19 protein-coding genes and 1 pseudogene are annotated in these 21,488 nt (G+C 40.9%); 10 read left to right on the top strand and 10 right to left on the bottom strand.

Going from position 1 to position 21,488, the window contains the following annotated elements:
* Positions 1-145 precede the first annotated feature (145 nt).
* The 3 genes from M1D84_RS13890 to M1D84_RS13880 all read left to right on the top strand — a co-directional run bounded on the left by M1D84_RS13890 (position 146) and on the right by M1D84_RS13880 (position 4,291).
* Positions 146-724 (top strand): TetR/AcrR family transcriptional regulator, encoded by a 579-nt coding sequence (locus tag M1D84_RS13890; RefSeq protein ID WP_024425467.1) that lies wholly within the window; start codon positions 146-148, stop codon positions 722-724.
* A 64-nt stretch (positions 725-788) separates the two neighbouring features.
* Positions 789-3,098 (top strand): YhgE/Pip family protein, encoded by a 2,310-nt coding sequence (locus tag M1D84_RS13885; protein ID WP_458106302.1) that lies wholly within the window; start codon positions 789-791, stop codon positions 3,096-3,098.
* 143 nt (positions 3,099-3,241) lie between these two features.
* On the top strand, positions 3,242-4,291 hold the full coding sequence (locus M1D84_RS13880) for a M42 family metallopeptidase (protein WP_024425469.1): 1,050 nt from the start codon (positions 3,242-3,244) through the stop codon (positions 4,289-4,291).
* Positions 4,292-4,325: 34 nt separating this feature from the next.
* Here M1D84_RS13880 and M1D84_RS13875 read toward each other — a convergent pair whose 3' ends face one another.
* Together M1D84_RS13875 and yhfH are read right to left on the bottom strand one after the other, a co-directional pair.
* Positions 4,326-5,615, bottom strand: a complete 1,290-nt coding sequence (locus M1D84_RS13875) for a cation:dicarboxylate symporter family transporter (RefSeq protein WP_024425470.1) — start codon at positions 5,613-5,615, stop codon at positions 4,326-4,328.
* A 339-nt stretch (positions 5,616-5,954) separates the two neighbouring features.
* On the bottom strand, positions 5,955-6,092 hold the full coding sequence (gene yhfH / locus M1D84_RS13870) for a protein YhfH (protein WP_008359029.1): 138 nt from the start codon (positions 6,090-6,092) through the stop codon (positions 5,955-5,957).
* 156 nt (positions 6,093-6,248) lie between these two features.
* On the opposite strand from yhfH, the gene M1D84_RS13865 reads away from it, so the two are divergent.
* The 3 genes from M1D84_RS13865 (at position 6,249) to M1D84_RS13855 (ending at position 9,709) form a co-directional block, all read left to right on the top strand.
* Positions 6,249-6,992 (top strand): MBL fold metallo-hydrolase, encoded by a 744-nt coding sequence (locus M1D84_RS13865; protein WP_087977044.1) that lies wholly within the window; start codon positions 6,249-6,251, stop codon positions 6,990-6,992.
* Positions 6,993-6,994: 2 nt separating this feature from the next.
* Positions 6,995-7,984, top strand: coding sequence for a lipoate--protein ligase (locus M1D84_RS13860; protein WP_024425472.1), 990 nt, complete (start codon positions 6,995-6,997; stop codon positions 7,982-7,984).
* Positions 7,985-8,155: 171 nt separating this feature from the next.
* Positions 8,156-9,709 (top strand): fatty acid--CoA ligase family protein, encoded by a 1,554-nt coding sequence (locus M1D84_RS13855; RefSeq protein WP_073204581.1) that lies wholly within the window; start codon positions 8,156-8,158, stop codon positions 9,707-9,709.
* An 81-nt stretch (positions 9,710-9,790) separates the two neighbouring features.
* Here the strand turns inward: M1D84_RS13855 and M1D84_RS13850 are convergent, their stop codons facing one another.
* Positions 9,791-10,198, bottom strand: coding sequence for a hypothetical protein (locus M1D84_RS13850; RefSeq protein WP_024426550.1), 408 nt, complete (start codon positions 10,196-10,198; stop codon positions 9,791-9,793).
* A gap of 177 nt (positions 10,199-10,375) precedes the next feature.
* Here M1D84_RS13850 and M1D84_RS13845 point away from each other — a divergent pair, with 177 nt between their 5' ends.
* Positions 10,376-11,659 carry a M48 family metallopeptidase gene (locus M1D84_RS13845; RefSeq protein ID WP_073204584.1) on the top strand — a complete coding sequence of 428 codons (1,284 nt, stop codon included), beginning with the start codon at positions 10,376-10,378 and terminating at the stop codon, positions 11,657-11,659.
* A 243-nt stretch (positions 11,660-11,902) separates the two neighbouring features.
* Here the strand turns inward: M1D84_RS13845 and M1D84_RS13840 are convergent, their stop codons facing one another.
* From M1D84_RS13840 to M1D84_RS13820, 5 genes and pseudogenes are all read right to left on the bottom strand, one after another.
* Positions 11,903-13,048, bottom strand: coding sequence for a serine alkaline protease SapB (locus M1D84_RS13840; RefSeq protein WP_044335827.1), 1,146 nt, complete (start codon positions 13,046-13,048; stop codon positions 11,903-11,905).
* Between the two features lie 386 nt (positions 13,049-13,434).
* Positions 13,435-14,019: a histidine phosphatase family protein gene (locus tag M1D84_RS13835; protein ID WP_234107695.1), complete on the bottom strand. Its 585-nt coding sequence runs from the start codon at positions 14,017-14,019 to the stop codon at positions 13,435-13,437.
* A gap of 61 nt (positions 14,020-14,080) precedes the next feature.
* The gene (locus tag M1D84_RS13830; protein ID WP_416232528.1) at positions 14,081-14,878 is read right to left on the bottom strand and encodes a methyl-accepting chemotaxis protein; all 798 of its coding nucleotides are present in this window, start codon (positions 14,876-14,878) and stop codon (positions 14,081-14,083) included.
* 6 nt (positions 14,879-14,884) lie between these two features.
* Positions 14,885-15,262, bottom strand: a pseudogene (locus M1D84_RS13825) (protoglobin family protein); the annotation flags it as partial.
* 206 nt (positions 15,263-15,468) lie between these two features.
* A complete protein-coding gene (locus M1D84_RS13820) occupies positions 15,469-17,001 on the bottom strand; it encodes an FAD-dependent oxidoreductase (RefSeq protein WP_185854214.1) in 1,533 nt (510 codons plus the stop codon).
* 141 nt (positions 17,002-17,142) lie between these two features.
* Between M1D84_RS13820 and M1D84_RS13815 the strand changes: the two genes are divergently transcribed.
* The gene (locus M1D84_RS13815) at positions 17,143-18,003 is read left to right on the top strand and encodes an SDR family oxidoreductase (protein ID WP_216100213.1); all 861 of its coding nucleotides are present in this window, start codon (positions 17,143-17,145) and stop codon (positions 18,001-18,003) included.
* A 56-nt stretch (positions 18,004-18,059) separates the two neighbouring features.
* Here the strand turns inward: M1D84_RS13815 and M1D84_RS13810 are convergent, their stop codons facing one another.
* On the bottom strand, positions 18,060-18,296 hold the full coding sequence (locus M1D84_RS13810) for an IDEAL domain-containing protein (protein WP_008348804.1): 237 nt from the start codon (positions 18,294-18,296) through the stop codon (positions 18,060-18,062).
* 289 nt (positions 18,297-18,585) lie between these two features.
* On the opposite strand from M1D84_RS13810, the gene M1D84_RS13805 reads away from it, so the two are divergent.
* Positions 18,586-19,164 carry a competence protein ComK gene (locus M1D84_RS13805; RefSeq protein WP_024425481.1) on the top strand — a complete coding sequence of 193 codons (579 nt, stop codon included), beginning with the start codon at positions 18,586-18,588 and terminating at the stop codon, positions 19,162-19,164.
* Positions 19,165-19,463: 299 nt separating this feature from the next.
* The gene (locus M1D84_RS13800) at positions 19,464-19,946 is read left to right on the top strand and encodes a hypothetical protein (protein ID WP_332284644.1); all 483 of its coding nucleotides are present in this window, start codon (positions 19,464-19,466) and stop codon (positions 19,944-19,946) included.
* A 30-nt stretch (positions 19,947-19,976) separates the two neighbouring features.
* Here the strand turns inward: M1D84_RS13800 and pdxR are convergent, their stop codons facing one another.
* A complete protein-coding gene (gene pdxR / locus M1D84_RS13795; RefSeq protein ID WP_216100217.1) occupies positions 19,977-21,416 on the bottom strand; it encodes a MocR-like pyridoxine biosynthesis transcription factor PdxR in 1,440 nt (479 codons plus the stop codon).
* Between the last annotated feature and the right edge of the window lie 72 nt (positions 21,417-21,488).

The following is a 21,488-nucleotide window of genomic DNA, read 5'->3' as shown; positions in this document are numbered from 1 at the left end:
GGAGTTTTTCATGTTCGAATAATTCAAAAAGAGTTGTGAATCATAAAACTGAACAAAGTTGTTGCATCTGGAGAAAAGGATATGGTATATTACTTTCTGTACTTAATGACCAAAACGTTCAAATAGTCATTTTGGGAGTGAGATCATGAGTGTTGATAGGAGACAAATGATTTTAGACGGGGCTACGAAGGCATTTACTCAATTCGGGTATAAAGCCACCACAATGGACCTTGTGGCGAAGCTTGCCAATGTCGGAAAAGGAACCATTTATACCTTTTTCAAAAACAAAGAAGAGCTGTTCGATGAAATTTTTACATCCCTTTTAATGGAGATGAGGAAAATTGCGGATGAAGCAATGGATGAGGAGAAAAGTTTCTCTGAAAACCTTCATTTAGCACTCTTTGCAATATTGGAATTTCGAAAAAACCACCAGCTCACAATCAAAATCTTTCAGGAAAATGCGGAGCTTGGCACGTCAGCGGTCAAGGAAATGATTGAGAAGATGGAGCAAATGATCATTCGCTATATTAAAACGAAAGTAAAAGAAGCGATTGATAAAGGCGATATTAAGCCATGTGATCCTGAATTGACTGCATTTGTGATGGTGAAACTATATATTGCACTTATTTTTGATTGGGAAAAGCGATACGAGCCTTTAACAAAAGAAGAGGTGGCCGAGTCGCTGGAGCTTTATGTACTCAAAGGACTTTTAGCCGCAACATAATTTTTTTTAAGTTCAAATGACCAAATTCTAAATTTAGTCATTCATCTATGGGAGGAAAACAGCAATGAATTTAATTCGGAATCAATGGAAAGACATTGTGACGAGCAAAAAACTACTGATCCCGATTTTCGCTGTCTTATTTATTCCGCTGATTTACAGCGGCGTATTTTTAAAAGCGTACTGGGATCCATATGGTACAGTTGATCAATTGCCTGTAGCGGTTGTCAACTTGGACGAAGGCAGTCATTATGACGGAAAAACACTGCATGTCGGCGATGATTTAGTGAAGGAATTAAAGAAAAATGATAATTTCAAATGGAACTTTGTCGATAGTGAAGAAAAAGCCTTGAAGGGATTAAATAACGAGGATTATTATCTCGTCGTGGAAATACCAAAGGATTTCTCGAAAAATGCAAGTACAGTCCTTGATAAACATCCGAAAAAATCGAATCTGAAATATTATACGAATCCAGGCGCCAACTATGCGGCGTCACAAATTGCGAATAATGCCATTATCAAATTAAAAGATTCGGTTTCAAAGGAAGTCACAAAAAATTACGCAGAGGTCATTTTTGATAACTTCAAAACGATTGCAAAAGGCTTAGATCAAGCAAGCGATGGTGCGAAGAAAATTGATGACGGAACAAAAAATGCAAAAGATGGCAGTAACAAATTAAAAGAAAATCTAGCAAAATTGGCTGAGGGAACGTTAACCTATAGCGAAGGTGTTCATCAGTTTGCTGGTAAAATGGGTGAACTGAACACAGGGATACAATCTCTTGACAGCGGTCTTGGCCAGCTCTTAACAGGCTATCAAACCATCGATCAGAAATTTGGAGAGCTTGGTACAGGGATTGATACATTGACTGAAGGGCTAAACACAAGCCGCGAAGGTCATCAGCAGCTCGCTTCTAAAATGCCGCAATTTACAGCGGGTATTGAGCAGCTAAACAACAAAGCACAATCTTTTTCAGAAAAAATCGAAGCAGTAGAAAAAGTCTTGTCGTCACCAGAATTAGCGAATCTTGAAAAGATGGCGCCTAAACTTGATCAGGTGAAAAAAGACGCAAAAACGTTTAGTACAAAACTGGCTTCATTAAAAGAAGCGTTATCGAATCGAGATGCTAAAGTAAAAAGCATCATCCAAAACAGCTCAATGACAGATGAAGAGAAAAAGGCGGCAATGGATCAGCTTGACAGTCTGCCTAAAATCGAACTGCCTGATCTATCTGGACTTGAACAAAGCTTAGCGGCCTTGCAGGAACTGCCTGATGCAGGTGAGGTTCAATCTGCGGTTGCTTCTGCAAAAGCTCAGCTGCAGCAAGTCAAACAGCTGCCAAAGAAAACGGAACAGCTGTACACGTCTACATTCGCGATACAAAATGCGATTGATCAAATGACATCTGGTACGAATAAATTGTATCAAGGTGCACTGAAGCTCCAAACAGGTCAAGGCCAATTACAAGATGGTCTGCAAACAGCAAATGGAAAGCTTGATACAGCGAAAAACGGTGCAGATAAGCTTGCGAATGGTTCAAGCCAGCTTAGTGCAGCGTTAAATAAGCTGGAAAGTGGTTCAACGAATATCCAAAGCAACACATCTAAGCTTGCTGAAGGTTCAAAATCACTCGATAAAGGATTGGGAGATTTAAAGAGCGGTACAGGTAAGCTGTCTGATAAATTAAAAAGTGCCGCAGATGAAACAGGAGAAATTGATGCGGGTCAAGACAATTACAATATGATTGCGAGTCCCGTGAAAACAGAAAATGATACAGCGAAAAAGATCGATAATTATGGTACAGGGCTCACACCTTATATTTTATCGATGGGACTCTTTGTAGGGGCTCTCATGCTCACTGTTGTATTCCCAATGAAAGACCCTGCTGGACGCCCTAGAAATGCGTTTGAATGGTTTTTCAGCAAATATAGTGTGCTCCTCTTTGTCGGTATCCTGCAAGCAGTTATTGCAAGCTCCATGCTCATCTTTGGGCTTGGTCTTGAGGTGGAAAGCCTCTGGCGCTTCTATCTCTTTGCGATTATCGTCAGTCTGACATTCTTAGCGATCATTCAGCTGCTGGCGACAACTATGGGGAACCCAGGACGCTTCATTGCCGTTATTATCTTGGTTCTTCAGCTCGCAGCAAGTGCTGGTACATTCCCGCTTGAGCTTGTGCCGAAATTCTTCCAAGTCATTCATAGTCTACTTCCAATGACGTATACCATCAACGGGTTTAGAACGATCATTGCAAGCGGTGATGACAGCTATTTATGGCACCAAGCAGCGATCCTTGGAACAGTTGCGATCATCATGATGGCAGCAACAACAGCATACTTTGCTTGGAACGTAAGAAAAATGAAACAGGACGAAGCTTAATCTATGAATCCTTCCTCTTTATAGAGGAAGGATTTTTCATTTGAAATTAGACATCTCGAACCTGAAGCGATATATTTTAAGAAGAGATGCTGAAAAAGGCATACATGGAAGGAATTGCTTTCAGACAAAGGAGGAAATGCCGAATGACAACTGAAGTAAACGAAACCGTTCAGCTGATTCAAAAGCTCGTATCAATCCCAAGTCCATCAGGCAATACAGAAAAAGTGATCGGCTTTGTTGAACGTTTTTTACAAGATTTAAATATTGAGACAAAACGAAATCGAAAAGGCGGATTAATTGCCACCATCAAAGGGACAAATGACAAAGAACACCGCATGCTGACAGCGCATGTTGATACGCTCGGTGCGATGGTTAAGGAAATTAAATCAAATGGACGGCTTCGTCTTGCACTCATTGGAGGCTTTCAATATAACTCAATTGAAGGCGAATATTGTGAAATTGAAACAGCATCAGGCCATACATACACAGGGACCATTCTTATGCATCAAACATCCGTACACGTCTATGCGGATGCTGGAAAAGCGAAACGAAATCAAGAAAATATGGAGATTCGTCTCGATGAAAAGGTGAAAAATGCAGACGATATCAAAGCACTTGGCATTCAAGTAGGGGACTTTATTTCATTTGATCCGAGAGTGGAAGTGACGTCTTCAGGGTTTATTAAATCAAGACATCTTGATGATAAGGCAAGTGTTGCGCTGCTTTTGCGTCTCATCCACCGGATTCAAAAGGAAAAGATCACATTGCCGCATACGACGCATTTCTTAATTTCTAATAATGAAGAGATTGGCTACGGCGGCAACTCGAATATTCCAGAAGAAACAGTGGAATATCTAGCTGTAGATATGGGTGCGATCGGTGACGGTCAATCAACAGATGAATATAGTGTATCGATTTGTGTAAAGGATTCGAGCGGCCCTTATCACTATGGATTACGCAAGCATTTAGCTGCATTAGCAGAAGAGAACAACATTGATTACCGCCTTGATATTTACCCTTATTATGGCTCTGATGCATCAGCAGCCATTAGAGCAGGGCATGATATCATTCATGGACTGATTGGTCCTGGTATAGACTCCTCGCATGCTTTTGAAAGAACACATGAAGATTCACTTATCCATACAGCGGATCTCCTTTACTACTATATTCAATCACCATTAATCACAGCATAAAAAAAGAACCCCTGATAGATGGGGTTCTTTTTGATTAGCTTGAAAGCTGTGTTGGCTCAGGTGCCTCTTGTCCAGTCATCACACGATGTCCTTTTTCAGGGTCATACTGCCCTTCCCATTTAGACATGACAACAGCTGCAAGTGCATTTCCTGTTAAGTTTACAACTGTCCGCGCCATATCCATGATACGGTCCACACCTGCAATAAATGCAAGACCTTCAGCAGGTACACCGATCGTTCCTAATGTCGCGAGTAATACAACAAATGAAGTACCAGGAACGGCAGCCATTCCTTTAGATGTAACCATCAGCACAAGAACTAGTGTAAGCTGCTGGACGATCGTAAGGTCAATGCCATATACCTGTGCAAGGAAAAGCGCAGCAATGGCTTGATACAAGACGGAGCCGTCCAGATTAAATGTATAACCGATTGGGATAACGAACGAAACAATTCCTTTTGGACATCCGATGCGCTCCATTTTATCCATGACTCTTGGTAAAACTGTTTCAGAGCTGGATGTACTAAAGGCAAGAAGCATTTCGTCTTTCATGTAAGCAAGAAATCTGAAAATATTGACGCCAATCATCTTTCCGATAATTCCGAATACAACGATAAGGAAGAGAGCGAGCGCAAAATAAACAAGACCTACAAGCTTACCTAATGAAATAAGAGATTCAAGACCAAATTTTGATACGGTCACACCAATGAGTGCAAATACACCAAATGGTGCAGCTTTCATCACAACATTGACGACATGGAACATGGCATGTGATACACCTTCGAAGAAGGCGAGCACTGGTTTACCGCGTTCCCCAATCGCTGAAACGCCAAGTGCAAATAGCACAGTGAAGAAAATAATCGCAAGCAAATCACCTTCCGCCAATGATTGGAAGAAGTTCGTTGGAACGATATGAAGGAACGTATCAGCAACTGATTTGCTGCTTTGCTCTTTTTCCGTTTCAACATACTGGCTAATATCTTGTTTTTCTGCATGTCCAAAGTCAACGCCTGCACCAGGTTGTACAAAGTTTGCAAGGACAAGACCAAGGACAATCGCAAATGTTGTGATAATTTCAAAATAAAGAATGGTTCTAAAACCTAGTTTCCCTACTTTTTTACCATCACCCGCACCTGCAACACCTAAAATTAAGCTGGATACGACAATTGGTATGACAATCATCTTGATGAGTCTTAAGAAGAAGTCTCCAATTGGTTTTAAGTATGTCTCGACACCTGGGTTACCGAAAAAGATTGCCCCAACAACGACACCGAGAATAAGACCGATTAGGATTTGAGTAGCCAATCCAAATTTTAATTTTTTCATAGATTTCCTCCCTAACATATTCATTAAAGGAATATTCCCATCATATTAAGTTTTAATATATGAATTAAAGTATAACTAAAATTAAAGAGGTTCGTCCACGATAAAATTATATTAAGAAAATACAAAATTGTTAGAAAAAATAGACATTTAGAACCCCCTTCATTGCTTCGAGTCAATAAAAAGTGTCTTCAGAACTAAAACTCATCATATGAAAATACTAAAAAACCCTTTTGTGACAGGGGTTTTACCTTTTTACCTATTTTTCAGAAAAAATAAAAAGCACTTTTGACTCCAACTGACGAAGGAGGAAAAAAGTGCTTTTTTATTCAATTTATTTCCTTATTTAAGATAACTTACTTGTGAGCATTCCTCACATTCATTACCATAACACTCGTGCTGTTCCATTAAATCATTTCCACATTTTGTGCATTTTTTTGAGGGCAAATTTCTAAAAAACTCTGTGATTTTTCCTAGCATTTGTCATCCTCCTATACGTTTTGTTGCTATTATTGTATTATAACAGATTAATAATTGTCAATCTGTTTTGTAACAATAGGCAGGAAGAATGCTTTTTTCATGAAAAATGGGTATATTGTAAGAAGGGGATTTTTAGAAAAGGAGGGAAAAATGACGATGAAATTAACCGTAATTGGATGCTATGGAGGGTTTCCGGCAGCTGGTGAAGCGACATCAGGCTACCTTTTTGAATCAAATGGCTTTCGTCTTCTTGTAGACTGCGGAAGCGGTGTTCTTTCAAAGCTTCAGCAATACATTGATATAGAAGAACTAGATGCTGTTCTCCTTTCTCATTATCACCACGATCATATTGCAGATATCGGACCACTCCAATATGCGAAGCTAGTGGGATATCATTTAGGAAAAAGCAGCGGCCCGCTTCCGATCTATGGACATACTGGTGATCAAGAAGCATTTGGACGGCTTTCTGATGATGTACATACAAAGGCAAAGCCTTATCAGCCGGAAGAAGGGATTCAACTCGGACCCTTTCAAATTGATTTTTTGAAAACGGTTCATCCAGCAGAATGCTATGCGATGAGAATTCAGGCAGAAGATGCTGTGGTCGTGTATACAGCAGACTCAAGCTATCAGGAGGCATTTATTCCATTTAGCAAGGGGGCAGATCTGCTCATTGCCGAAAGCAATTTTTACGCTGGACAAGATGGATCAGGTGCTGGACATATGAACAGTACGGAAGTAGGGAAGATTGCAAAGGAAGCAAATGTTGGGGAACTCATCATCACTCATCTGCCCCATTTTGGTCGTCATAAAGACCTAGTCAATGAAGCACAGGCGTTATATACTGGCAGTATACAGCTTGCCCATTCAGGGCTTAGATGGAACAAGGAAGGAAGATAGAGATGCTGTTTATCGATAACGAACAACATTATGATCCAATGATTAATTTGGCAATTGAAGAATATTGCTTAAAATATTTAGATCCAGAAGAAACCTATTTGCTGTTTTACATTAATCAGCCGTCGATCATTATTGGAAAGAACCAAAATACAATAGAAGAAATCAACACAAAGTATGTGGAAGACAACGGAATCAAAGTCGTGCGCCGCTTATCCGGCGGTGGTGCAGTTTACCATGACAAAGGGAACTTAAACTTCAGCTTTATCACAAAAGATGATGGAGACAGCTTCCATAACTTTAAAAAGTTCACAGAGCCAGTCATCAAAGCGCTTGAAAAGCTGGGCGTTAAAGCTGAATTGAGCGGCAGAAATGACATCATGGCAGATGGACGTAAAATTTCTGGAAATGCCCAGTTCGCAACAAGAGGACGTATTTTCAGCCATGGCACACTGCTATTTGATTCAGAAATTGAACATGTCGTTTCGGCTTTAAATGTGAAAAAAGAAAAAATTGAATCAAAAGGCATCAAATCGATTAGAAGCAGGGTTGCCAATATCAGTGAACTGATGGATCAAAAAATGACAACAGAAGAATTTAGAAAAATTCTTTTAAGCTACATTTTTGATACAAATGGGGACGTTCCTCAATATCGCCTGACTGAAAAGGATTGGGAAAAGATTCACGAAATTTCTCGAGATCGTTATCAAAAATGGGAATGGAACTACGGCCGTTCACCGAAATTTAATTTGCAGCATTCTAAGAGATTCCCTGCAGGCTCCATTGATTTGCGATTAGAAGTGAAAAAAGGGATGATCCAGGATTGCAAAATCTTTGGTGATTTCTTTGGCGTAGGGGATATTGCCGATATTGAGAAGCGGCTCATCGGACAGCAATATGATCGTAAAACGATCAGTGATGTCTTAGAAGATATGGATATGCGCCACTATTTCGGCAACGTATCAAAAGAGGATTTTCTTGATTTGATTTATTAATTCGAGAAAGCACGGCTAGAGATAGCAGTGCTTTTTTGATTGAAGGAAATGAAAGCGATTTACATTTGATCTTGTGGATTTTTTCGATTGTCTATTATAATAGAAAGGAGGAATGTTCGGCCATAAAATGAATGGTCATTCATTCATTGATGACATGTAAGGGGTGGGAGAATGGATTTGATCAAAAATCTTCAGCAGACGGCGATGACGAAGGGAGAAAATATCGCACTGATCTTTGAAGGAAAGAAGTGGACCTATCGAGAGCTGATGACAAGTATCGAGCGTTTTGCAGATGGATTAGTCAACGAAGGGTTTCAAGCCGGGGATCATATCGCGCTTATTTTAGGAAATTCACCGCATTTTGTCATTTCTTTTTTTGGCGCATTAAAGGCAGGGCTTGTCGTTGTACCTATTAACCCAACGTATACACCTAGTGAAATTGGATATATGCTCATCACAGGCGATGTGAAAGGTATTGTGGCGCCTGAACAGCTTCTGCCAGTTTACGAGCAGGTGTATGAGCAGCTTCCGTCCATTGAAAGAGTCATTATTTGTGCAGAAAATGAATCGGCGTGCAGATCAAGCTTCAAGGAAGTATCTGATCGACTTGTTTTCTTTGGAAAACTTGTGTCAGGTGCTGCGAATGAAAACGTACATCCTTCCATTCAGCCAGATGATACTGCTGTTATTTTATTTACATCTGGCACGACAGGAAAACCAAAAGGTGCCATGCTGACTCATTTCAACCTTTATTCAAATGCCAGAGATGTCGCTGAGTATTTATCGATTGATAAAGAGGACAAGGTTATTGCCGCTTTGCCAATGTTCCATGTATTTTGTTTAACAGTCTGTATGAATGCGCCGTTGATTCATGGTGCGACGATTTATGTCTTGCCGCATTTCAGCCCGTCAGAGCTTTTGCGCATGATGGAAAAAGAGAAGCCAACGCTATTTGTTGGAGTGCCCACCATGTATAACTATTTGTACCGCCAGGAGGGGCATGAGGAAGCGATGTCATCCGTGAGGATCTGTATATCAGGTGGTGCCTCAATGCCTGTTGCCTTACTCCATGGCTTTGAGAAAAAATTCGGTGTTACGGTCCTTGAGGGCTATGGGCTATCAGAGGCATCTCCAGTGACTGCATTCAATCCTCTTGATGGAAAAAGAAAACCAGGTTCTGTCGGGACTGACATTATGAATGTGAAGAATAAAATTGTGAATGAACTAGGAGAAGAAGTCGGTCCAAATGAAGTCGGAGAACTGATAGCAAAAGGGCCAAACATCATGAAAGGCTATTATCAAATGCCAGAAGATACAGAAGCTGCACTAAGAGACGGCTGGCTGTATACTGGCGATTTGGCGAGAAGAGATGAAGAAGGATATATTTATATTGTCGATCGGAAAAAGGATATGATTCTTGTTGGCGGTTATAATGTTTATCCAAGAGAAGTAGAAGAAGTACTCTATCAACATGAAGCTGTAGCAGAAGCCGTTGTCATCGGTGTGCCAGATCCGAACACGGGAGAGGCAGTCGTCTGTTACATTTCCCCTAAGAAACATGCTCACATCAATCAAAAAGACATCATCACACATTGTTCACGCTATTTAGCAAAATATAAGCAGCCCCAAACGATCCATTTCATAGATGATATTCCTAAAAACACAACAGGTAAAATTTTAAGAAGAGCGCTAAGAGAAAAGTATCAAGCAGAAGAAAGTAAATAAAAAAAAGGAGTCTCTGATGAGGAGACTCCCTTAGCATGTAGACAAATCCTCGCAATTCAAAGTTTTCTTTCAAAGATCATTTTAGCTCTTTTGAATGGCTTCTTTTAACTGTCTCTGAAAAGAATTCGACTGTTTTTGATTCAGTTCATAAAACGTTCCATCAACTAAAAAAACGACCTGTGATCGGTTGGTCCAAAGCTGGAAGGTGGTGCCGTTTGTTCGTCCGAACATCACCTTGGCGATATAATCGGGCTTTTTTAAATTTTTCTTGAGATGATTGCTTGTTTGTTTGCCTTTATTTAATTCTTCAATTAAATCTTCTACTGTGTCCTTATCATCTATTTCATAAGAGATGGATTCATTCGCAGGTGAGAGCAGCAATTTTTCAGCTCGATTCTCATCAAAGATTTCGCTCGTCCGGCTGAACACATAAAAGAAGGTGATTAATAAAAGTCCAAAAATCACAACTCCTGCAAGGATTTTCTTCATTTTGATCCTCCAACTTACTGTTTTACATGTAGCTTCTCCGATTTTTGAGTCGCATAATCATTTTTTTCGCGAAAGCTTTTTCTGATGGGGCATGCTATGATGGAGCCACATGAGACAGGTTCTAAACGAAAAAATGCGTGACTAGAATAGAGAGAGGGATGGAAAGGAGGCTGACCTGTGCGAGTACGTAAATGGATGGCTCTTGCAACAGTAGCATACATATTGTACGGTCTTTTTATTTATTCGTATCTGTTTCTAATGGGAGATTCATCGGTACCTGAAAGTGTAAAAGGGACAAGTGCAGATCCGCATACCTTTATGACAAGTCATGAGCTTGTGATCAGCGAGAATTTCTCGAATATACGGAATCTGCTGTATTTCATCACCATCCCATTAGATTGGTATGTCTTTTTCCTTTTGCTCATTTCAGGGTATTCACGGAAAATAGCAGACTGGAGCTTGGCAGCAGCTCGTTTCAAGTTTTTAAGCAAACTTGTGTATGTGTTTGTGCTGTCACTTCTAACAATGATCATTTCATTGCCAATTAAGTGGATTGGCTATCAGCTTTCTTTGCACTACGGAGTATCTGCACAAAGTACGGCAAGCTGGTTGAAAGATCAAACACTGGATTTTTGGATTCAATATCCGCTTCTTTCCCTTTGTGCTATTGTGTTCTTTTGGTTGATACAAAAGAGAAGAAAACGCTGGTGGCTGTATGCGTGGTGTTTGACAGTCCCAGTTACGCTGTTTCTCTTCTTTATACAACCGGTCGTCATTGATCCGTTATATAACAATTTTTATCCACTAAAGGATCAAGCTCTAGAGAAGAAAATATTAACGCTGGCAGACAAAGCGCATATTCCGGCAGATCATGTATATGAGGTCAATATGTCTGAGAAAACGAATACGATGAACGCTTATGTCACAGGAATTGGTGAAAATAAGCGTATTGTCTTATGGGATACAACACTGCAAAAGCTGAAAGACCAAGAAATTTTATTTATCATGGCGCATGAAATGGGACATTACGTCATGAAACATGTCTATATTGGATTAGCAGGATATTTAGTGCTGTCATTGGCCGGATTATTTGCGATCGACCGTCTTTATTTTTATCTTTATCAAAAAGGAGCAGCCACATTTCGTCTCAAGGTGTCACACGACATTGCTGCTCTTCCGCTTCTTTTAATCATCGTATCGATGCTGTCTTTTGCAGCTTCACCTTTTACAAATGCAGTGTCAAGGCATCAAGAACGGGCAGCCGACGAATATGCGGTGAACATGACAAAAGACGGGGAGGCAGGCGTAACGTCTTTTCAAAAGCTTGCAAAATCAGGGCTGTCCCAGGTAAATCCACCGTTTTTAGTGAAGATCTTCCGCTATGGACACCCAACCATGATGGAGAGAATCATGGATATGGAAAAAGCGGCGGAAAAAGAGAAAACGCCGAAAAAGCAGTAATAAATAAAATCCGGCTGGATCAGCCGGATTTAGATTGTTGACAAAGGGCTAAAATGATTTTTATTTTAGCTCTTTGTCTTCTTTTCAGCGTGATAGAAACCTTTGAAGTCTAGGAAGGACGAGTACCGGAGCGGAGCGAATTGAGCATTCGTGAGCACCGGCACGCAGGACTGACACCGAATGCGAGGGTTTGTCTACGCGCTGAATCCGGCTGGATCAGCCGGATTTTTTTATCACACTTGGTTAGTTAGAAGCAGCTTGAACGTTGATTAACCCTTTTCCATAATAGAATGAGTCACCAAGCGGTGTCGCTGTATTTTCTAAGCGCTGGCGAACCTGTGAATTTGTTAGGTTCGGGTTTTTAGAAAGAATAAGCGCTGCTGCTCCTGCTACATGTGGAGATGCCATAGATGTTCCAGTATAAGAAGTGTATCCACTGCTTGGCACTGTACTTAAAATAGAAGTACCAGGTGCAGAAACATCTAATTCAGGACCTGCGCTAGAAGATGAGTTTCTGACATTGTTACTGTTTACATTGGCAACAGCAATTGTTGACTCGTATTTGGCTGGATAGCCAACTGTACTTCTAGAGCCACTAGAGCCTGAATTACCTGCGGCGGCAACAACAACGACTCCGCGGTTGTTTGCTGTATCAACGGCATTTTTAAGTGCTGTTGAACCGCTTGCTCCGCCTAAACTCATATTGATGACATCCATGTTATTGGCAACAGCCCATTCAATACCGCTAATAATCCAGCTGTATTGTCCGTCGCCATTGCGGTCTAATACTTTCACAGCATATAGGGAAGCGCTTGGAGCGACCCCAAGAACACCAATTGTGTTATCAAGGGCAGCAATGGTTCCAGCTACGTGAGTTCCATGTGATTGAAAGTCTTGGGTGGCATTTGGCTCTGAAGGGACGAAGCTCGCACCGCCTGCAACATTTAAGTCAGGGTGTGCAGCGTGGATTCCAGTATCAAGGACAGCTACTTTGACATTAGCACCTTTATAACCTTGAGCGTGTACAGCTGGAGCTTTGATTTGAGGGATTCCATAAGGGACGGTTTGTGCATATGCTTCTGCTTTATGGTCTTCTTCTACGTAAGCAATGCTAGGGTCATGTTCAAGTTTTTTGGCGGCTTGTTCGGACATTTTCACTTGTGCAGCATTAATGAGGCGGTATTGTTTTTCTAGTTTTCCACCATTTTGAATGACAGCTTGTTTCTTAGAGCTGTTTGTGGTGGCAGAGGCTTTAAAACCAACAATATAGCTTTTTTCACTATCTGTTTTGGAGACCGTCTCGGCATTTGCCATGGAGCCTCCAAACCCTGCTGAAAACAGAAGAGGGACAGCCAATAAAACACTTGTCATCACATTTTTCTTTTTCACGCACATTCCACATCCCTTTTTCTTATTTCAGAATAATCATCCGTAGTCTATAAGAATGATCCGTTTGATTATTCTGTATATTCAGTTTAAGGGAAGTAGGCAAATAAGAGTAGACCCGAATTTTTGTGAAAGTCCTAGCGAAAATTGGGGAATTAAGTCACTTGGAACTGGTGGTAAAATATGTTTATTCTATCATTTCAGCGATGATCTATTAAAAAGGGAGTGTGCTTTTTTTCTCATCATCCATTTCCGGTTAAATATTCGATACCCGAAAAGCCATAAAATAGGTAGAATCGTCTAGCATCTATTTCGAATTTCGATATAAAAAAATATTATTTTATCATTGTTTTTGCCATAAAAAAGAACCTGCTAAGATAACAGGCTCTTTAAGAAGGGGCGGATTGAGTTAAATGGCTGACCACGTTGTAATCACGGACCTTCCATTTACCATCTGACCATTCCACATAATTTAAGCAAGCATTAACAAGTCTCGTGTTCTGTAGACCCATATGTTCATCAGCCAAAGAGGTGAGTAAAGCATGGATAGCAGCGCCGTGAGCCACGATCAGGACATGTTGATCTGGATAGGCGGCTCTGACTTTCTCAATACCTTCCAGCATTCGGTTTTGAATCGTCTCAATTGGTTCCATATTTGGATATTGTTTATCTGGAAACAGCTTTTGACGCTCCTCAAACGACATGCCTTCAGCGTCACCATAATCTCGTTCTATAAAATCATCCATGATGACAAGTGGGGCATGGACATGATTTAAAATCAAGTGTGCCGTTTCTTTTGCCCTTGTTAGTGGACTGGAAATGACAACATCCCAATGGACATCCTTTAAGTAAAGTCCAGTTTGTTCAGCCTGCCATTTACCTGTGTCGTTTAAAGGGATATCTGTTCGTCCTTGAATTCGTTTCGCTGCATTCCAATCTGTTTCCCCGTGTCTGACTAGGCAAATTGTTGTCAATCAAATCCCGCCTTTTCTATCTTTTCTTCTATTATACTAAAGCAGAAGAAAAAAGACTGTATTAGCGATTTGTCAGGCTTGTTAAGGATTCGACGGAGCTTGCGACTTGAGACACCGTTTGTTTGACTTCCTTCAATTCGTTAAGGAAGGTCTGAAGGTCAATTTCAATTTTTCCGTTTTGGTTTTTGCTTAAGTTCATGCTGCTGACGATATCATCAAAGAGTGAATTGATTTGTGTCATTTTTTCTTTACTGTCTGTCACAAGTAAATTCACGTCCGCAATGTGCTGAGAAACAATGGCGATTTGTGAATTCGTATTGTTGACAAGTTCAGATACAGTTGAAACCGTTTTCTTGGTGTCCTCTGATAATTTGCGTACCTCGTTTGCAACGACAGCAAAGCCTTTTCCATGTTCACCTGCTCGTGCAGATTCGATTGAAGCATTTAAAGATAACAAGTTCGTCTGCTCTGCAATGCCTGTGACAATCCCAAAGATTTGTTCAATTTGTTTGGCGATTTCTTCAAGGCGTTTAATTTCTGTTTCAATCTTTGTCATGCTGCCATCAATTTGGTTCATTTGTGTTTGCTGAATTTCTAATTCTTTTTTACCGCCGATTGATTTTTCTTCGACCTGTGCTGAAATTTGTGTTCCAGCTTGTGACATGTCCGCCATCTCATCCGATTTTGAGACAAGCTTGTCGACTGCACTTGTTGTGTTTGAGAAGAGCGAAGCAAGCGAATTTGAAGTCTCTGTGATTTTTGTATGAAGCTCCTGCTGCTGCTCTTCTGCTTCATCACGAATTTTAGAATATTCATTTTGGAATGTATCTAGGACTAACTGCTGCTCTAAATTTAAAATTTTCGTCGTCGCTTTGACCGCTGTCTGATATTCTTTGAAATCTTGGATATGGTTAGCGAATAAATCCATAATGGATAGCAGAAGGTCTTGGAATGCTGCCATGTACCATTTAGGCTGGAGCCCAATCCGTAAATGAACTTGCGCGATTTTAATGCGTTTTGCCACATAGGCTTCGTCAATCACACCTGCAAACATTTCGCTAATATGAATGCGGAGTGTTTTTTTCAAACGATCGACAGAACTATTGTCTTGAATGATATGCATCAAGGAAGACTCGACTTCTAAATTTTTATAAAACTTATCAACAATATGGGCAATATCATCCTGAACAATTGGATTGAGCTGTTTTAATAACAATAGGTCATGCTGTGTCAGGTCAATCATTTTGATTTGTTTGGCGATGTCCGTATTGTTCGAGAAGTTGATTCGTTTTATCCCATCATCCTGCTGTGTGAAAAAAGCAGTGTTTTTTCTTTTCGGTTCTTTTTTAAATAACAATGTGTTTGTCCCCCCATAATCATCAAAAATATCAGACTTTATGTTTTTTATCGGATAATATTGGATTTTTTAAAGGGGGAACGAGTGAAATTTTACTGTTCTTTATATGACCTTTTTAGTGGTTTTTTAGCAGGGCCTTCTACTACTTCTCCAGTAATGGAAAAACGTGAACCGTGACACGGGCAATCCCAAGTGCGGTCACTATTATTCCAAGCTACTTCACAGCCTAGGTGAGTACACGTTGTATCGACTAGAAAGACATTCCCATCCTCTGATTTATAGGCGCCGCACTTTTTATGTTCATACGAGATAATGCCGCCCTCGCCTGGTTTTAAATCATCGATTGTTTGATCAGTTCGTTTAAATTTACCACTGATCAGCTTGGCAGCGACATTGGCATTTTCTTTAACGAAATCTTTGACGAAAGAGTTAGTAACAGGTCTTGATGGCGTAAAGATTGATTCATATGGATTTGATTTTCCTTCAATTAAATCACCGATAAGAGTGGCTGCGACGTGGCTTGTGGTCATGCCCCATTTTCTAAAGCCGGTTGCTACAAAGATATTCTGGTGGTGTTTGGTCAGGCGGCCAATGTAAGGGATTTGATCCATTGTGACCATATCGTGTGTCGACCAGCGATACAGCACTTCTTCTATTCCAAGGGTGGCATCTCCAAACGTTTCTAGTCCTTCATAGTGAGCGGATTCATCTCCGCCTTGTCCTGTTTTATGGCCTTCTCCTCCGATGAGGACTACTTCTTCACCGTGCCATTCTGCCGTTCTTAAAGAGTGAGCAGGCTGGTCAATTCCTAGGTACATTCCGTCTGGGAGTGGTTTAGTTGTTCTAGCTGCTACGACATAGGATTGCTCTGGATGAATTCGGGTGAAATAAAGTCCTTTTCCATCATAAAAAGGAAAGTGTGAGCATGAAATGACATAGCGCCCTGTCAGATGATGTCCGCTTTTTGTGACGACAGCAGGCCGGTTCCCTTCTTTTACATCAACAGCGGTTGTTTGTTCAAAGATACGTACACCTCGCTCTAGGAGCTTGTCGATTAGCGCATTGAGATAATGAAGGGGATGAAACTGTGCCTGATTCGTCATCGCAAGGGCTGCTTTGATGTCAGCGTCAAAAGAAAGCTTTGTTTTCCATTCCCGGTCAATACCAAGCTGTTTGTAGGCATCTAATTCCTTCTTTAACTTTTTTACACCGCTTTCTTCCTTTGTATAAAGGTAAGCATCTTTTATCTCTAGCTGACAATCAATGTCGTGCTCTTTGATACGAGCTTGAATGAGGTCTTTTGCTTTCTCATTTGCTTCTACATACAAACGTGCTTTTGGCATCCCAATTTGTTGAATCAGCTCATAATAGTACACATCATGCTGTGAGGTGATTTTAGCCGTTGTGTGTCCGGTTGTGCCTTGCAGCAATTGTTCGGCATCGATGATGATCACATCTAGTCCTCGTTCTGTCATTTCAAACGCCGCAGCGATACCGGTAATACCGCCGCCGACAATGATCACATCTGCTGTGAGATCTTCACTGACAGCAGGGAAAGAATATTTCTGACTGTCCGCCAGCCATAACGATTTTGCCTGTTCCATTCCTTTATGTTCTTGTTCCATGTTGTCGCCTCCACTTGACTTGTTGTGTATAATTTTTCCACAATGCTGAAAATCATACATCTGAAAGGAAACAGGGGCGCCATACATAAAAAAGCCGCCAGCACATAAAAATAAACAAGATAAAAGGAAGGAGTGGACTACGTGTCAACAAAGCAGCCGAAGAAAACATTGCCGCCTCAGCACCAAAATGAACGTCCGGGTCTTGAATATAAAATGAACCCTAGACCTGTCTTTGATCGTGAGGTGAAGAACAAAAAGTTAGCAGGAAAAACAGCCATTGTGACAGGTGGAGACAGCGGGATCGGAAGAGCAGTCTCTGTCTTATTTGCGAAGGAAGGTGCGAATGTCGCCATTGTTTACTTAAGTGAACATCGCGATGCCGAGGAGACGAAGGACTATATTGAGAAAGCGGGAGGCCGTGTCATCTTAATTGCAGGTGATTTAGGGGATGAGGCTTTTTCGAATGAGGTCGTCAAAAAAACAAAAGATGCCTTCGGTTCCATTGATATTTTGGTGAATAACGCCGGGGAACAGCATCCGCAAAAAAGCATTGAGCAAATTACCTCGCATCAGCTTCTTCGGACGTTTCAAACGAATATTTTTGCCATGTTTTATTTAACAAAGGCTGTTCTTCCTCATTTAAAAAAAGGAAGCAGCATCATTAATACAGCATCTGTCACCGCCTATAAAGGACATGAAACATTGATCGATTATTCATCCACAAAAGGGGCCGTCGTAACCTTTACGAGATCATTATCCTTATCGCTCATTAAACAAGGGATTAGAGTGAATGGAGTAGCTCCCGGTCCTATTTGGACACCGCTGATTCCCTCAACCTTTACGGAAAAAGAAGTCTCTGAATTTGGCGGAGATGTCCCAATGGAGCGTCCTGGTGAGCCAGTAGAGCTTGCGCCAAGTTATTTATTTTTAGCGAGCGAAGACTCTTCTTATATGAATGGACAAATGCTGCATGTGAATGGCGGGACCATTTTAAATGGATAAACAAAAAACTTGCGGTAAAGAGACGAGTTGCTGTCTCTCTGCCGCAAGTAAAATCATCATGATTGATGTAAGCAGTGTTCTGCATATTGAGCTGACAGGTCATTGAATCGCTTTTCATCACGCTGATCCAGTGCCTTATCAATCTCTTCTCTTAAGAAGGTTAAGCGCTGTTTATAAAGCGCCTCATCTAAAACCATTTGAATATAGATGTCTAAAATGGTGACGCCGTTTTCTTCGGTTTTTTGGGTGTTGCGGGACTTCATGAGCTCAGCATACGTTTTTTTCTCTTTCATAAAGAATCCCCCCGATGCCTTTTTTATAGTATATGGATTGGCGGAGAAAAAATCAACAAGAATTTATAATTTTTAGACAATTTATTTTTGAGCAGAATCGACACCTCTTGTCCAATCGACAGGATGTGATATATCTTTAAAAATGGCTTTTCGATAGATCGAATGGACTAAAAAATATGATAAAAAGATGATTTTTAATAAATTTTGAAAAAATCCTGTCGTTTCTTATATGTTGGTGATAGATTAATAGTATCTTAAATAACCAAATATTAACACAGGAGGAAATGAAGTGTCAGGAATTAGTGAAACACCTTTAGATTCATACGTCATTAATCAAACAACAATGGCGGTCCTTCCAGTTGAAGAAGGAAAAAGAGTATATTCAAAAGTCATAGAAAGAGAGACAAGCTTTTACGTTGAATTAAAGCCCCTGCAAATTATTGAACGCAGCTGCAGATTCTTCGGCTCAAGCTATGCAGGCAGAAAGGCGGGAACATACGAAGTAACAGGAATATCTCATAAACCTCCAATTGTGATTGACTCATCCAATCATCTGTATTTCTTCCCAACTTATTCATCCAACCGTCCTCAGTGCGGCTGGATCTCCCACAAATACATTCATACCTTCCAAGAATCATCCCTCGGAGACACGGTGGTCACCTTTACAAATGAGCAAACCGTCAAACTTGATGTCTCATATAAATCATTTGAGAGTCAGGTGCACCGGACAGCATATCTCCGAACGAAATTTCAAGATCGTCTTGATGGCGGTCTTCCGAAGAAACAAGAATTTATGCTGTATCCAAAGGAACAGCAGCTCAATCTCGTATACGATTTTATATTAAGGGAGCTTCGTAACAGATATTAGTCAAAAGCCAGCGGCAGAGCAGCCGCTGGATCTCTTATCAAGCATGAATGCAATGTAAAAAGACGCCGCTACATCATAAAGATGAATTCATTGAAACCAAATACGTATGTCTTGTCGTCTATTGGTTGTATTGGGAAATGACAGGGAAATGTGGATCCTTTGACGTATTTTCATCCATTTACTCATAAATCACAGAAGTGACACGAGCTTGTCTGTTACAATAAAAGAAATCTTATGTGGTAAAGGATGCTTATATTTGACCGATATGAACGAATGGGATGAAGAAATGGAGGCTCTGTATGAAAAAACAATCACATTTGGTGCTGCTATTTATCCTAACTTTGACATTACTAGCAGCCTGTCAGCAAGCAGGTCAGCCGCCTTCAAAGCAAGACACAAAAGAAGCTGATTATGAACAATGGGTGCAGTCTTATATGGATGAGTTAAATAAAGCATATGAAAATATGACAGATCAGTTTATCTCAGATGGACATGGAAAGATCCAAACAAATAAAAAATTGACAGAAGCGACGAAAGCATTTGATCGTGTGATTCAAAAAGGGCTGGATCATCAAGAAGTTCCAGCCGCTTATCAAAAGGCCGATGAACAATTAAAGACAGGTCTTGCTTCCTTTGAAAAAGGGATCAGTAAGGTGGAAAAGCTCTTGAAGCACCCCGATCAAGAGAAGCTGTTTATTTCCGCTACCCATCATTTTCAGGATGGCTTGCAGCAAACAGCCGCATTTATTGAAGAAGTAGGTCAAATTCAGCAATCATCTTAAAAAGCTTGGAAGTAAACCTTCCAGGCTTTTTTAAATGTGAAGGATTTTCTTTAAACGGCGGACGCCCTCTTGAATCATGTTTTCGTCCGTACAGGCGAATCCTAGCAGTAATCCCTTTCGATTGCTTTCAAAACAATAAGGACTTAACGGATAAATGCCAACACCAGCTGCTTTTGCTGCCTCAATGCTTCCTTTTTCATCAAAGTCTTGCGCTCCTTCTAAAAAGACATGAAGGCCCGTATCGGTTCCATAGATACGGAAGTGTTTGTCAAAGTGATGTGTCAAAAGGGCATCCATCATGGCTGCCTGTCTTTTTTTATACAGCTGTCTCATTCGCCTGACATACCGCGTGAATTCCCCTTCTTTGAAAAAAGAGGCGAGTGTGATTTGTTCCATAATGGGCAGCTGCCTTTGAATGAGTGATTGCAGTGCGGCAATTTCTTTCATGACTGCTCTGGAGCCGACAATGGCAGCTAAGCGGATGCCAGGTGCCAGCACCTTTGAGAAGCTTAAGATGTAAATGACATGCTCGGGAGCTTCTGAAAATAGGGAAGGGAGCGGCCCGCCATGGTAACGATAATCTCCATCAAAATCGTCCTCTAATATATAAGACTGATGGCTGACAGCAAACTTCAGCAGCTGCTGCCTTCTGTTTACACTCATACATACTCCAGTTGGACGCTGATGGGAGGGCGTCACAGCAATCAGTTTTGTTCGCCGGGGCAATGTATTCACCACCATTCCTTCTTCATCAACTGGTGAGGGGTGAATGTTCATTTCGCGATGCATAAACGACAGCCTTGCCCCAGGGAAACCTGGATCTTCAACAGCCACTGTATCACCTTTTTTTAGCAATACCTGTGAAATCAAATCAATGGCTTGCTGCGTGCCACCTGTTAGCACCATTTGATCTTCCTCTACATCAATCCCGCGTTCAACAGATAAATATTGGCGTATTTCTGAACGCACCTCCCATAATCCATGCGAAGAGGAATAGCCCCAATCCTTCATATCTAATCGCTGTAATGCTTTCATGAGCGAGCGCTTCCATATGTTTTGAAAGTGTGCATCGATGGCTGGCTCCTGATGACGAAAATCAATATCAAGCTTCTCATGAAATTGATTGGCTGACAGCCAATGATCCATTTGTTTTTCGGCCTCTTCAAAGTGAGGTCTTGTCGGAGGTGAGAAAGGCGGTTCACTTTGATGGGGAGGGGAAGCTGTATATTGATCGCTTGAAATGACCTTTGTACCACCTCTTCTAGATGTGCTCACGTAACCCCTTGCCAGCAGCTCATCATAGGCAAGCTGTACGGTTGATCTTGATACATTCAGCTCCTGTGCTAACACTCTTGTCGGTGTTAACTGATCGTCAGGATGCAGTTTTTGTGTATGAATTTTTTGAATGATCTCAGTCACGATTTGCTGCCAGAGCGGAGTAGCGCTTGAACGGTCTAAATGAATATACATCGTGCACCTTCTCTCGTTTTCACATCATAAGTTGATGATGACACGGAATTATGGACTGGTCAATAGTGTCAT

Source organism: Bacillus sp. PK5-006 (assembly GCF_054161415.1).
This window is presented reverse-complemented; position numbering and strand designations above follow the sequence as displayed.